This window comes from Streptomyces sp. NBC_00400, from assembly GCF_036048035.1.
In the GTDB taxonomy this organism is placed as follows: Bacteria; Actinomycetota; Actinomycetes; order Streptomycetales; family Streptomycetaceae; genus Streptomyces.
Genome location: NZ_CP107940.1, coordinates 4,840,301 through 4,853,768 on the forward strand (window position 1 = coordinate 4,840,301; position 13,468 = coordinate 4,853,768).

Below are 13,468 nucleotides of genomic sequence, written 5' to 3' on the forward strand. Positions count from 1 at the left end.
CGGGGAACAATTCCCCGGTTCGCGTGGGTCCCGGTCGGTTGCCCGGCCAGGTGACTGTGGGCCGGCCGGCTTCGTCGGCCGACCGGCCTCGTCGGTAGTCGGTCACCCGGCTGAGCGGGCTGGGCGGGCCGGGCGACGCGCGTCCGGGAATCCGGGCCTTCAGGAAGTGCCGAGAGTGGAGGGGAGTGAGCTGCCGTGACTGCCGTCGCCGCATGCGCGAAGACCGGGAAGGCCGGGATGGAGGGGCAGCAGCCCCGTCTGCGGGCCGATGCGCTGCGCAACCGGGAGCGGATCGTTACGGCCGCCCGCGAGACGATGGTCGAGTTCGGGCCCGAGGTCCCGCTCGACGAAATCGCTCGACGCGCGGGTGTCGGCAATGCGACGCTCTATCGTCACTTTGCGGATCGCCTGGAGTTGATCCACCACGTCACGCTCGCCGTCATGTCCCGTACCGCGGACCGCGCGGAGAGTGCCCTCGCCGAGGAGTCCGATGCTTTCCAAGCGCTGAGGCGCTTCGTCCACGCTGCGGTGGAGGAGCGGATCGGAGCCTTGTGCCCGCTGCTCTCCGACGGCGTCGACCGGGACCACCCCGATCTGCTCGCGGCGCGCGAACGCCTGGAAGCGGCCGTCGAGGCCGTCATGGGTGCCGCGCGCGACAGCGGCCAACTGCGTACCGACCTCGCCGTCGGTGATCTGATGGTCGCGCTCACCCAGCTCACCCGGCCGCTGCCGGGCAGCAAATGTGCGAACTTCGACCAGTTCGTACACCGTCATCTGCAGCTGTTCCTGGACGGTCTGCAGGCGCCCGCCCGTTCCGAACTTCCCGGCTCGGCCGCCACGTTGGACGACCTGAGGCGCCGCTCGTAGACCGGGCCGCGCGCCGTATCCGGCTGACGCGTCCCGCACACCCCGTATCTCCCGCACGTCCCGTACTTCGTCCCGCACGTCTTACCGCGTCCCGTACGTCTTACCGCACGTCTTCGTTCCGCACGTCCCGTACTTCGCTCCTGTTCGCTCACTGCACCACTAGGTGGATCCCGCCATGCCTGAAACCGCCCCGTACGTCGATACCCGGCGCTGGAAAGCGCTGATATTCATCGCTCTCGCCCAGCTGATGGTCGTTCTCGACGCGACCATCGTGAACATCGCGCTGCCCTCCGCACAGCAGGATCTCGGGATCACCGACGCCAACCGGCAGTGGGTGATCACCGCCTACGCGCTGGCCTTCGGCGGGCTGCTGCTCTTCGGCGGGCGCGTCGCCGACCTGTGGGGGCGGAAGCGGACCTTCATCATCGGGCTCGTCGGGTTCGCGGTCGCCTCCGCGCTCGGCGGGGCCGCGGCGGACCAGGAGATGCTGCTGGGCGCGCGTGCGCTGCAGGGTGTCTTCGGTGCGCTGCTGGCGCCGGCCGCGCTGTCGCTGCTGGCCGTGACCTTCACCGAGGCCAAGGAGCGCGCCAAGGCGTTCGGCATCTTCGGCGCGATCGCCGGTGGTGGCGGCGCCGTGGGCCTGATCCTCGGCGGGGTGCTGACCGAGTACATGAACTGGCGCTGGACCTTCTTCGTCAACATCCCGTTCGCCGCGGTGGCCGCGACCGGCGCCTTCCTGGTCATCCGCGAGCCCGCGGGGAGCCGCAACCCCTCCCGGCTGGACGTCCCCGGCGTCATCCTGGCCACGCTCGGCCTGGTCTCGCTGGTCTACGGGTTCACCCGGGCCGAGTCCGACGGCTGGCTGGCCGGCTGGACCCTCGGGCTGTTCGCCGCGGCCGCCGTCCTGCTGCTGGCGTTCGTGCTGGTCGAGTCCAAGGTGAAGGCTCCGCTGCTGCCGCTGCGGGTGGTCGCGGAGCGGAACCGCGCCGGTATCTACGCGTCGCTGGGCCTGGCCGTGATCGGCATGTTCGGTCTCTTCCTCTTCCTGACCTACTACCTGCAGATCGTGAAGGGCTACACGCCGGTCACGACCGGTCTGGCCTTCCTGCCGATGATCGTCGGCATGATCACCGGCTCGACGCAGATCGGCGCCCGGCTGATGACCCGGGTCCGCCCGCGGCTGCTGATGGCGCCGGGCTTCACGGTCGCCGCGCTCGGCATGCTGGTGCTCACCCAGATCGACCTGGACACCTCCTACCCGGCGCTGATCCTGCCCGGCTTCCTGCTGATGGGGCTCGGCATGGGTACGGCGTTCATGCCGGCCATGTCACTGGCCACGCACGGGGTCCAGCCGCGGGACGCCGGTGTCGCCTCCGCGATGGTCAACACCTCGCAGCAGGTGGGCGGCGCGATCGGCACGGCCCTGCTGAACACCATCGCGGCCAGCGCCACCACCGCGTACGCCACCTCGCACGCGGCCGGTGCCCGCTCGCTCGATCTCCTCAAGCTCCAGGCGATGGTGCACGGCTACACCACCGCCATCTGGTGGGCGGTCGGCATCCTGGCCCTGGCGGGCGTGATCGCCTTCACCTTCATCAACACCGGGCGGCCGGGGGGCGGCCGGCCGGTGGCCTCCTCGGCGGACGGCGAGGGCGCGGGCGCGGGTGCGGCTCATGAGGACGAGGTGCCCGTCCCGGTGATGGCGCACTGATCCCGCGGTGGCGGGGCGGCCGCGCGGGCTCGTGGGCCCCGGCTCATGGGCCGGTGGCCCGTGTGCCGGCGGGTCCGTGTGCCGGCGGGTCCGTGTGCCGGCGGGTCCGTGTGCCGGCGGGTCCGACGACACCTACCGCCGCCTCCGCCGCCCCCGCCGCGCGCTCTTACCGCATTCCTACCTGACTCATCGATGCGCCGGGCCTCACTGGCCCGGCGCATCCGCGCGCAGCCCCGGCCGCCCCACGGCGGCCGGCCTTCTCCGGCTCTGCCGGCCGGTCAGCGGAGCCAGGGGAGGTCGGCGCCCTTCGGCTGCAGCCCTTCGGTCATGACCTGGCAGATCTCGGCCAGTTGACCTATCTGCTCCGGGGAGAGCCGGTCGAAGATCGCGGCGCGTACGGCGGCGACATGCCCGGGGGCGGCCTTCTCCAGGACCCGCATGCCCTCGTCCGTGAGGTGGGCGTTCTGGCCCCGCTTGTCGGACGGGCAGTCCTCGCGCCGCACCCAGCCGTTCCGCTCCAGCCGCGCGATCGCATGCGAGAGCCGGGAACGGGTGATCTTGGCGTTCTGGGCCAGCTCGGTCATCCGCATCCGGCGCCGCGGTGCACGGGAGAGCTGGACGAGCAGGCCGTAGTAGACATGCGGCATCCCGGCGTCCCGCTGCAGCTGGCGGTCGAGGTGATCCTCCAGGAGCGTGGTGGCGTGGAGGTAGCACTGCCAGGCGAATTGCTCCTCGTCGCTGAGCCAACGTGGCTCAGTTGCGGGTTCGATGCTCATACCATCCACTCTCTCACCACTCGGAGAGTTATTTAAGATTTAACAACGCCGGGTTGTCGTGCCGGGTTACCCTGGAGCCGACGCTTGAACCTTCAAGCATCGGGGTGTGCCGGCCGAAGCGTCACGCGCACCGACTACTGACCAGTGTGACGCCGTGGGGGCGCGATGTCCGTAATGCCGGCTCTTTATCTCAGTCATGGTGCGCCGCCGCTCGCCGACGACCCGTGGTGGCCGGGCCAGCTCGCCGCCTGGTCCGCACAGCTGCCGCGCCCCCGGGCCGTGCTGATCGTCTCCGCGCACTGGGAGGAGGCGCCGCTCGCGCTCGGCGCCACCACGACCGTGCCGCTGGTCTACGACTTCTGGGGCTTCCCCGAGCACTACTACCAGGTGCGATACCCGGCCCCCGGGGCGCCGCAATTGGCCGAGCGGATACGCACAACACTGCGGACGGCGGGCATGCCCGTGGTGGACATCCCCGACCGGGGGCTCGACCACGGTGCGTATGTGCCGCTCGTGGAGATGTTCCCGGACGCCGACGTCCCCGTGCTCCAGATCTCCCTGCCCTCCCTCGATCCGCGCCGGCTCCACGCGATCGGGCGCAAGCTCGCACCGTTGCGCGAGGAGGGTGTACTGATCATCGGCAGCGGCTTCTTCACGCACAATCTGGCTGCGCTGCGGCACGACGGTGGCGGTCCGCCGGCGTGGTCGGCGGAGTTCGACGACTGGGGGCGCCAGGCCCTGGAGGCCCAGGACCTCGACGCGCTCTTCGACTTCGCGCACAAGGCGCCGGCCGGCCGGCTGGCCCATCCCCGCACCGAGCACTTCGCCCCGCTGTTCGTGACCCTGGGGGCCGCGGATGCCCATGCCCAGCTGGACCGTGGACGCAGTGTGATCGACGGGTTCTGGAAGGGGCTGGCGAAGCGGTCGGTGCAGTTCGGCTGAGGGGGGCGGGGGCGGGTCTCCCGTCGTCCGTCAGTCGTCCTGGTCGATCAGCGCGAGGGCGTTCAGGGCCGCCGACAGGGCGCGGGTGTCGCCCTCCTCGGAGGCCGCGGCCACGTCCAGGGCGGTGTCGGCGAACTTGATCGCATGCTCGTTGCCGTTGGCGACCGCCCGCTCGAAGACCTCTTCGGGCGTGACCGAGCCGGCGTGCGGTGCCGGGAGCGGGGTGTCGGCGGCGTAGATGGCGGTGACCGCCGACGTCGCCGCCCAGGCCACCGCGAACGAGCCGGCCCACAGCTCGCGGGGGAGCGCGGGCAGGGTGCGCAGCACCGCGTTCGGTGCAGTGGCGGCATGCACCAGCATGATGCCGTTCCCATGGCCGTAGTCCGCGTAGTTGAGGGTGGCGGCACGTACGAGTGCGGTCAGGCCCTCGCGTACGGCTTCGGGGTCATCGGGCACGTGCAAGGACTCGGTGGTGCTCAACCAGTCCGCAGTGTCCGGGAGTTGGGCGTAGCCCCGCACCGGCGTCACGTGCTGGTCGGCGACGCGGGGGAGGGCGGCCAGCGCCTCGGACGGAGTGGCGCCGCCCGTGGGGCGCACGGCGGCGGGCAGGGGGAGGTGCCGGGCGGCCCAGTAGCCGAGGGCGTGGGCGAACTCCGCGGTGCGTGCGGCGTCCTCGCCTTCCGTCAGAAGGCTGCGTACGGCGTGGCCCACACGGATCACCGGATGGGTGGCGGCGCCCGCGATGCCGGGCAGCAGGCGCGGCCACCACTCGGCGAGGAGCTCGCGCCAGGGCCGCTCGGCGACCTGGTGGGTGAAGTACGCGGTCCAGTCGGTGACCCGGCTCGAATCGCCCAGCGCCTCCCGCCAGTTGGCCTCGGTGATACGGGCACGGGCACTCGGGACGCTCTCCAGCTTGTCCGTGTAGCCGTCGAGCCAGCGGTGGACGGTGTGGGCCTGGCCGTTGTGGACCAGGGCTTCGACGGCCATCGGTCCGTGGTTGCTCAGATAGCCCCTGAACTCGGGGCCGGAAGTGTGCAGGCGCAGCAGGGCTTCGTCGAGTGTGCCGCTCGTCGTATCCATGGCTGGAGACTAGGTCGGCGCGGCGGCGGGCGTAACGGGCTTCCGGCCTACACCGGTGGTCGTAAGGCCGCAGGTGGGGTGGGTGAGGGCCGGTGCCGGTGGGGCCGGGTGTTCAGCGTTCACCCCAGGTCCGTATCCGTGTCCGTATCCATACCGGACAGAGGGTGTCGGGTATGGGAGGGAAGGTGCTGCCATGACGAGTGAGAGCGCGTGGGCCGGGGGCATTGAGGGCGGCGGAAGCGTCGAGGGCGGCGGAAGCGTCGGAGGTGGTGAGCACGTCGGCGGCGGCGAGAGGGCCGGCGGCGGCAAGAGCGTCGAGGGGTGTGGGGGAGTCGGTGGCGGTGCGGTCGGCTGGTCGGTGGTCGAGGCGGTGGTGCCGGAGTTCGCCGGGCGGGTGCGGAAGCGGTTCGGGGCGTACCGGCACCACGTTCTGGCGACCCTCCGCAAGGACGGCGGGCCGCGGCTGGCCGGCCTGGAGGCGGATTTCCGCTACGGGGAGCTGTGGCTGGGCATGATGGTGGGCTCGCGCAAGGCGCTTGACCTGCGGCGCGACCCCCGTTTCTCACTGCAGGCCAATCCGGGGCCGGGCACCGACCTGTCCGGAGGCGACGTACGGGTTTCCGGGCGGGCGGTGGAAGTGACGAACCCCGAGGTGGTCGCGCGCTATGCGGCGGTGGTGAAGCCGCCGGAGCCGTTTCATCTCTTCCGGGCGGAGCTGACGGAGGTGCTGCACACCTCCGTCGAGGACCCGTATGTGGTGCTGGAGAGCTGGGTACCGGGGCGGCCGCTGCGCACCATCCGGCGGACGTCCGGCGATGCGACGCTACGGATGGCGTGACGAGTGCCGTGACGGCCGGGTTGGCCCGCCGCCGGCAGGCAGCCTCAATGAGTGGCCACGGGGAGGCTGTGGTCCCTGTCGCCCTTGTGGGGCTGGTGGGCCTTGTGGGGCCGGTGTATGCCGTGCGGCTCGCGGACGCGGTGGGTGCGGAAGACGTAGAGGGAGACGACGAACATCACGGCGCCCATGGTGAAACCGAAGGCGGACGACTTGAGGATCGATTCCCCGCCGAGGCTGTAGACCCAGCCCATCGAGCAGCCGAAGAGCGCGCCGTAGGCGAGCGCCCGGGTCTCGGTGATCATGGACGACTCGAAGTGGGCCACCACCAGCCCGAGCGCCCCGGAGACCACGAACGCGGCCAGCCCGTACAGCATGGCCGGGCCGCCCTTGGTGCCGTCGGTGTGGGTGCGGAAGATGGTGAAGAGGCCGAAGGCGAGGGCTGTGATGACCGGTAGCGAGACGGTCGCCGGGAGGTGCTTGGCCCGCTCCGCCATGCCTGCCTTGCCGGCCGGCCGCGGCGCCCGTTGCGGGTCACGGGACCGGGTGTCCGCCGTCGCGCCGTGTTCCACGTCGACGGTGCCGTGTGAGCGGGCGGCCCTTGCGTCGTGCCGGTGAGCGTGCTGGTCCATGACGGGCTCCTCTCGCTGCGCCCTGCTGCCTCGCTGTCCCGCTGACCCTCCTCACCAGGCGACACCCGGGGGCGGTCCGCGTCAACCGGAACGCCGGGTTGCGGAGCCGGGGCGGAGCAGGCTCAGCCCCGGCTCAGTCCACGCTCAGCCCAGGTCCTTCTGGTACCAGGCCACGTCCCAGTAGCGGCCGAATTTGCGGCCCACCTCCGTGTACGTGCCGATGTGCCGGAAGCCGAAACGGGTGTGCAGGCGCGTGGACGCCTCGTTCGGCTGGGTGATCCCGGCGTAGGCGCGGTGGACGTCCTCGCCGGCCAGCGCCTCGAACAGGGAGGTGTAGAGCAGCGTGCCGATGCCGCGGCCGGCGGCGTGCGGGGCGCAGTAGACGGTGACCTCGACGGAGGGGGTGTAGGCCGCCTTCGGGCGGAATGCGCTGCTGGTCGCATAGCCGAGCAGCGCGCCTTCGGGGCTTTCGGGGCTTTCGGGGCCTTCGGGGTGGAAGGTCAGGGGTGCCGCAACCCCGGCCCCCGCCTCGCTCGCCGGTCCGTTATGCGGGTTTTTCGTCTGATCTATCGCTTCCTGGGCAACCAGAAGGCGATGGGGGCCGTCTTGGGGGTGGGAGAGCAGCCACGGGCGGCGCCGGCCGGGAGTGAAAGGCTCCAGGTCAAAGGTGATGCACGTCTCACGGATGTAGTGGTTGTAAAGATCCGTAAGGGCCGGAAGGTCGGCTTCCGTGCCCGCCCTGACCTGCACTTCTCCCTGCTCACGCGGCATGTGACCTCCGTAGTTGGGCGCGCAGGGTACTGCATGATCAGAAAAATAGCGGGGCGGCGTGGGAATTCTGTCCGGATTCCAGCCGTTGTTTCCTTCGGACGGGTCGCTACGTGAGCATCGGTTTCGATGCCCCTTCCGGCCCGCCCACCGTCCCGCGACCGACTCATCGCAAAGGGAGCACACGCATGGCAACCCGTGCCGTCGCCCGTCGTCAGGAAAGCAGCAGCGGTTCTGACGGGGCCCGCAGCGTTCGCGCCGTAGGCGGGGAGATCGCCGACCGCGACCTGGTCGGCATGTACCTCGACGAAATAGCGCGTACGCCACTGCTCGACGCCGCCAAGGAGGTGGAGCTGTCCCAGACCATCGAGGCGGGCGTTTACGCCCAGCAGATCCTGGACGGCGAGGTCACCGACGGCAATGCCGCAGCCGCCAGCCGCGAGGAGCTCGAGGCGCTGGTGGAGGAGAGCGCGAAGGCCAAGGACATCTTCATCCGTTCCAACCTCCGCCTGGTGGTCGCGGTCGCCCGTCGCTACCCCCGTGCCGGACTGCCCCTGCTGGACCTGATCCAGGAGGGCAACGCCGGTCTGGTGCGTGCCGTGGAGAAGTTCGACTACGCCAAGGGCTTCAAGTTCTCGACGTATGCGACGTGGTGGATCCGCCAGGCCATCACCCGCTCCATCGCCGACCAGTCGCGCACGATCCGGCTGCCCGTGCACCTCGTCGAGGAGCTGGGCCGGATCCGCCGGGTGCAGCGCGAGTTCAACCGCGAGAACGGCCGTGATCCGGAGCCGGCGGAGGTCGCCGGTGAGCTGGGCTCCACGCCCGCCCGCGTCACCGACGTACTCGACTGGGCGCGTGACCCGGTCAGCCTCAACATGTCGGTGGACGACGACGGCGACACCCAGTTCGGCGATCTGCTGGAGGACACCTCCGCGGCCTCGCCCGAGCAGTCCGTGCTCACGCTGCTGCGCAGCGAGGAGCTGGAGGATCTGATCGACCGCCTCGACCACCGCACCGCCTCGATCATCAAGGCGCGGTACGGCATAGAGGACGGCCGTGAGCGCACGCTGACCGAGGTCGGCAAGCAGCACGGTCTGACCCGTGAGCGGATCCGGCAGATCGAGAAGCATGCCCTGCTGGAGCTGAAGCGGATGGCGCGTGACACGGGATTCGACGCCGCTGCATAACGGGTGCGCGCTCTCGCGCGTACCGACATCCATGGCAAGGCCTGTGCCTGTAGGGGACGAGCCCCGGTGCCCTTCGTGGGCGTCGGGGCTCTGTTGTGTCCGCCGCAGGGTGGGAGACCCGCGGGCAGGGGGAGGTCTGCTCGGCCGGGTCCCGATGTCTGTTTGAGTCTGCATGAAGTCCATTTGTATTTACTTTGCGGATGCGGCGTCGTAACATCGCGCCGAAACCACAGGTTCGGGCATGGAACGGACAGACACGCTGATGTATGCACCGGAGCGCCAGCAGGAGATTCTGCGGCTCGCCCGTGAGAGCGGCCGGGTCGATGTGCTCTCCCTCGCGGAGGAGTTCCAGGTCACCGCCGAGACCGTGCGGCGTGATCTGAAGGCCCTGGACCGGGCAGGTCTGGTGCGCAGGGTGCACGGCGGGGCCATCCCGGCCGGCCGGCTGGACTTCGAGCCCGACCTCGCCGAGCGGGACGCCGTCGCCGCCGACGAGAAGCAGCGCATCGCGCGGGCCGCGCTCGCCGAGCTCCCCGGTGGCGAAGGCGGCCCGGGCGGTTCCGGGAGCGTCATTCTGGACGCCGGTACGACCGCCGCCCGGCTCGCCACCGAGATCCCGCTGGAGGCCGAGCTGACCGTCGTCACCCACGGCCTGCCGGTCGCCGCGCGGCTGGCCGACCACCCCGGGCTCACCCTCCACCTCGTGGGCGGCCGGATCCGGCGCCGTACGCGGGCCGCGGTCGACGACTGGGCGCTGCGCGCCTACCGCGAGATCAACGCCGATGTGCTGTTCCTCGCGACCAACGGCTTCTCGCTCGACGGCGGCCTGACCACCCCCGACCTCGCGGAGGCCGCCGTCAAGCGGACACTGATCGCCGCCGCCCGCCGCGTCGTCCTCCTCGCCGACTCCGCCAAGTTCGGGCAGCAGCACTTCGCCCGCTTCGGTGAGCTGTCGGACGTGGACCTGCTCATCACCGATACCGGCCTGAGCCCCGACGACGCCCTCGCCATCGAACGCGCGGGCACGGAAGTAGTACGCGCATGATCCTCACCGTCACCCCCAACCCCAGCCTGGACCGTACGTACGAGATCCCGGCGCTGGACCGCGGGGCCGTGCTCCGGGCCACCGCCGACCGGATCGACCCCGGTGGCAAGGGCGTCAATGTCTCGCGGGCGGTCGCCGCCGCCGGACACCGCACCCTGGCCGTGCTGCCCCTGGGCGGTCCGGCCGGGGCGGCGCTGGCCGCTCTGCTGGGCGCCGAGGGCATCGAGGTGGCGGGGGTGGAGGTGGCCGGTCAGACCCGCTCCAACATCTCGGTCGCCGAACCCGACGGCACCCTGACGAAGATCAACGCGACCGGGCCCGAGCTGACAGCGCAGGAGTCGGAGGCGCTGCTCAGCGCGGTCGGCGAGCGTTCGGCGGGGGCCGACTGGATCGCCTGCTGCGGCAGCCTGCCGCGCGGTCTGGCGCCCGAGTGGTACGCGGAGCTGGTGGCCCGCGCCCACCGCGCCGGCGCCCGGATCGCCCTGGACACCTCGGGCCCGTCGCTGACCGCGGCGCTGCGCGAGCGGCCGGACATCGTCAAGCCGAACGCCGAGGAGCTGTCGCAGGCCGTCGGCCGGCCGCTCGCGACCCTCGGCGATGCGGTCAAGGCCGCCGAGGAACTGCGCGCAGGGGGAGCCCGCGCCGTACTGGCCTCCCTGGGGGCGGACGGCCAGCTTCTGGTCGACGACGAGGGCGCCTGCTTCGGCAGCGCCCCGGTCGCCGCCGTCCGCAGCAATGTCGGCGCGGGCGATGCCTCACTGGCGGGCTTCCTCACCGCGGGCGGTACGGGACCGAGGGCACTGGCCGCCGCCCTGGCCCATGGCGCGGCCGCCGTCCAGCTGCCCGGCAGCCTGATGCCGACGCCGGCCGATCTGGAGACCTCGGCGGTCACGATCACCGATGCGGTGCCGCTCCAGCGGGTGCTGACGGAGCCGGTGTCATGACGGGCGCGGCCCTCGTCCCCATGCCTGCTGTCCCCGCGGCCTCCGTCCTCGTGGCTGTCCCCGTGGCTGCCGTCCCCGCGGCCGCCGTCGCCCCGCTCGCTGTCCCCGAGACCTCCTGGCCCCCTGTGGCCTCCTGGTCTCCCGCGGCCTCCGGATCCCCTGTCACCTCCCGGCCCCGTGCGGCCCCCTGGTCCTCCGCGGCCCCTCGTTCCCGCCCTCCGGCCCCTGCCGGGAGGCGTCCGAGCCACCCCCCGTTCCGTCCCCACCGCCCGCACGGCGGTACCGCGTGCAAGGGAGCCCGCGATGAGTGAGCTGATCACCGCGGAACTGGTCGACCTCGACCTGTCCGCAGAAACGAAGGACGCCGCCGCACGGTCCCTGGCCGAGCGGATGGCCGCCCACGGTCGCGTCACCGACCTGGAGGGCTTCCTCGCGGACGTGGCCGCACGGGAGGCCCAGATGCCGACCGGTCTGGACGGCGGGATCGGGATTCCGCACTGCCGCAGCGCGCATGTCACGGAGCCGACGGTGGCCTTCGGACGCAGCGCCTCCGGTATCGACTTCGGCGCGCCGGACGGACCGGCCGACCTGATCTTCCTGATCGCGGCCCCGGCGGGCGGCGACGCGGACCACCTGTCGATCCTCTCGACCCTCGCCCGGCATCTGATGGATGAGACCTTCACCGGCGCGCTGCGGTCCGCCACCGAAGCGGAGCGTACGGCGGCACTGATCCGCGGGGAGGCGCCGGCGGAGGAGCCGTCGGCCCCGGGGCCGGAAGAGGGCGCGCGCCCCGGGACTGCCCCTGGGGCCGCCCCTGAGGCTGTCCCGGGGACCGGCCCTGAGACTTCCTCCGAGGCTGAGGCTGCTCCTGAGGCCGCCCCCGAAGCTGCCCCTGAGAGCACCCCCGAGACCACCCCCGACGCCGCCCCCAAGAGGCCCGCCCCGCCGGCCGCCCCCTTCCGTATCGTCGCCATCACCTCCTGCCCCACCGGCATCGCGCACACCTACATGGCCGCCGAATCGCTGGAGAAGGCCGGGCAGGCCGCCGGCGTCGAGGTGTCTGTCGAGACCCAGGGCTCGGCGGGGTTCAAGCGGCTCGATCCGCAGCTCGTGGCCGACGCGGACGGTGTGATCTTCGCGCATGACGTCGAGGTGCGGGAGAAGGAGCGGTTCGCCGGGAAGCCGACCGTCGACGTCGGGGTGAAGGCAGGCATCAACCGCCCCGCCGAACTCATCGCCGAGGTACGGCAGAAGGCCGAACGCGGTGAGGTGTCCGCCCCCGCGCGGGCCGCCGCGCCCATGGACAAGGACGCCGCCACAGGCGACGGCTTCGCCACCCGCCTGCGCACATGGCTGATGACCGGCGTCAGTTATATGGTCCCGTTCGTCGCCGCGGGCGGTCTGCTCATCGCGCTCGCCTTCGCCATCGGCGGCTACACGATCAACAAGGCGCCGTCCGTCGCCCACCACTTCCTGTGGACCGAGTCCACGAGCTGGGCGGCCCTGTTCTTCCAGGTCGGAAGCGTCGCCTTCGGCTTCCTCGTCCCGGTCCTGGCCGGTTTCATCGCGTACGGCATGGCGGACCGGCCCGGCCTGGTGCCCGGCTTCGTCGGCGGCGCCATCGCGCTCACCATCAGCGCGGGCTTCCTCGGAGGGCTGATCGCCGGTCTGATCGCGGGTGCGGTGGTGATGGCGATTCAGCGGGTCGGCATCCCGCCGGTGCTGCGCGGCATCATGCCGGTCGTGGTCATCCCGCTGATCTCCTCGGCGGTCGTCGGCTTCCTGATGTTCCTCGTGATCGGCAAGCCGGTCGCCGCGCTGCAGAAGGGGCTGACCGACTGGCTGTCCGGCCTCACCGGTGCCAACGCGATCATCCTGGGCGTGATCCTCGGCCTGATGATGTGCTTCGACCTGGGCGGGCCGCTGAACAAGGTCGCTTACGCCTTCGCGGTCGGCGGCCTCGCCAACCCCAACGAGGGGAGCCTGAAGGTCATGGCCGCGGTGATGGCGGCCGGTATGGTGCCGCCGCTGGCGATGGCGCTGGCCACGACCGTCCGCGGGCGGCTCTTCACCAAGGCCGAGCGGGAGAACGGCAAGGCGGCCTGGGTGCTCGGCGCCTCCTTCATCACCGAGGGCGCGATCCCCTTCGCCGCTGCCGATCCGCTGCGCGTCATCCCCGCCGCGATGGCCGGCGGCGCGGTGACCGGTGGCCTGTCGATGGCCTTCGGCTGCACTCTCCGCGCCCCGCACGGCGGCATCTTCGTCGTCCCCCTGATCGGCCAGCCGTTCGTCTATCTGCTCGCCATTGCCGCGGGTACGGGCGTCAGCGCGGCCCTGGTGATCCTCCTCAAGGGCCTCCGCAAGCCCCCGCGGACCCGCGCGGCGGACTCGCCGGCCGACGGTGCGGCCGAGGCCGGGGTGACCGCCGCCGCCTGAGCGCCGACTCCGCCTGGAACCCCGCCCCCTCCAAAGCCCCGACTCCCCTGTACCCGCCCGAACCTCCCGAGGCCTCCGCCGGACACCCGGTGGAGGCCTCGGCGCGCCCGCCCCCTCCACTCGGCCCCGGGGCGGGTTCTGACGGGGCGTGGAGCGAAGTTACTCGTGCGTTAGCAGACCTTTAGCAGCCACGACGAGAGTCCTGGGTGTCACGCCGAAGGGCAGCAGGCACCCGACACCAG

General features: G+C 71.5%; 12 protein-coding genes. 8 read left to right on the top strand and 4 right to left on the bottom strand.

Annotated features, from left to right (window positions below; all coding sequences use genetic code 11):
* The first annotated feature begins 237 nt into the window (after positions 1-237).
* Positions 238-867 (top strand): TetR/AcrR family transcriptional regulator, encoded by a 630-nt coding sequence (locus OHS81_RS21210; RefSeq protein WP_328391308.1) that lies wholly within the window; start codon positions 238-240, stop codon positions 865-867.
* Between the two features lie 175 nt (positions 868-1,042).
* The gene (locus OHS81_RS21215) at positions 1,043-2,578 is read left to right on the top strand and encodes an MFS transporter (RefSeq protein WP_328386255.1); all 1,536 of its coding nucleotides are present in this window, start codon (positions 1,043-1,045) and stop codon (positions 2,576-2,578) included.
* 278 nt (positions 2,579-2,856) lie between these two features.
* On the opposite strand, the gene OHS81_RS21220 is transcribed toward OHS81_RS21215, so the two are convergent.
* Positions 2,857-3,354 (bottom strand): MarR family winged helix-turn-helix transcriptional regulator, encoded by a 498-nt coding sequence (locus OHS81_RS21220; protein WP_088798290.1) that lies wholly within the window; start codon positions 3,352-3,354, stop codon positions 2,857-2,859.
* Positions 3,355-3,528: 174 nt separating this feature from the next.
* Between OHS81_RS21220 and OHS81_RS21225 the strand changes: the two genes are divergently transcribed.
* A complete protein-coding gene (locus OHS81_RS21225) occupies positions 3,529-4,296 on the top strand; it encodes a DODA-type extradiol aromatic ring-opening family dioxygenase (protein WP_443058862.1) in 768 nt (255 codons plus the stop codon).
* Positions 4,297-4,326: 30 nt separating this feature from the next.
* On the opposite strand, the gene OHS81_RS21230 is transcribed toward OHS81_RS21225, so the two are convergent.
* Entirely contained in the window at positions 4,327-5,376 is a 1,050-nt protein-coding gene (locus tag OHS81_RS21230) for a questin oxidase family protein (RefSeq protein ID WP_328386257.1), read from the bottom strand.
* A gap of 358 nt (positions 5,377-5,734) precedes the next feature.
* On the opposite strand from OHS81_RS21230, the gene OHS81_RS21235 reads away from it, so the two are divergent.
* Positions 5,735-6,214 (top strand): pyridoxamine 5'-phosphate oxidase family protein, encoded by a 480-nt coding sequence (locus OHS81_RS21235; RefSeq protein ID WP_328391310.1) that lies wholly within the window; start codon positions 5,735-5,737, stop codon positions 6,212-6,214.
* Between the two features lie 44 nt (positions 6,215-6,258).
* Here OHS81_RS21235 and OHS81_RS21240 read toward each other — a convergent pair whose 3' ends face one another.
* Together OHS81_RS21240 and OHS81_RS21245 are read right to left on the bottom strand one after the other, a co-directional pair.
* The gene (locus OHS81_RS21240; RefSeq protein WP_328386258.1) at positions 6,259-6,843 is read right to left on the bottom strand and encodes a hypothetical protein; all 585 of its coding nucleotides are present in this window, start codon (positions 6,841-6,843) and stop codon (positions 6,259-6,261) included.
* A 144-nt stretch (positions 6,844-6,987) separates the two neighbouring features.
* A complete protein-coding gene (locus OHS81_RS21245) occupies positions 6,988-7,614 on the bottom strand; it encodes a GNAT family N-acetyltransferase (RefSeq protein WP_328386259.1) in 627 nt (208 codons plus the stop codon).
* Between the two features lie 185 nt (positions 7,615-7,799).
* Between OHS81_RS21245 and OHS81_RS21250 the strand changes: the two genes are divergently transcribed.
* The 4 genes from OHS81_RS21250 to OHS81_RS21265 all read left to right on the top strand — a co-directional run bounded on the left by OHS81_RS21250 (position 7,800) and on the right by OHS81_RS21265 (position 13,226).
* Positions 7,800-8,801: a sigma-70 family RNA polymerase sigma factor gene (locus OHS81_RS21250; protein ID WP_328386260.1), complete on the top strand. Its 1,002-nt coding sequence runs from the start codon at positions 7,800-7,802 to the stop codon at positions 8,799-8,801.
* Between the two features lie 262 nt (positions 8,802-9,063).
* The gene (locus OHS81_RS21255; RefSeq protein WP_328391312.1) at positions 9,064-9,846 is read left to right on the top strand and encodes a DeoR/GlpR family DNA-binding transcription regulator; all 783 of its coding nucleotides are present in this window, start codon (positions 9,064-9,066) and stop codon (positions 9,844-9,846) included.
* On the top strand, positions 9,843-10,790 hold the full coding sequence (gene pfkB, locus OHS81_RS21260) for a 1-phosphofructokinase (RefSeq protein ID WP_328386261.1): 948 nt from the start codon (positions 9,843-9,845) through the stop codon (positions 10,788-10,790). The genes OHS81_RS21255 and pfkB overlap by 4 nt, the downstream gene beginning before the upstream one ends.
* A 303-nt stretch (positions 10,791-11,093) precedes the next feature.
* Positions 11,094-13,226 (top strand): PTS fructose transporter subunit IIABC, encoded by a 2,133-nt coding sequence (locus OHS81_RS21265; RefSeq protein ID WP_328386262.1) that lies wholly within the window; start codon positions 11,094-11,096, stop codon positions 13,224-13,226.
* Positions 13,227-13,468 lie beyond the last annotated feature (242 nt).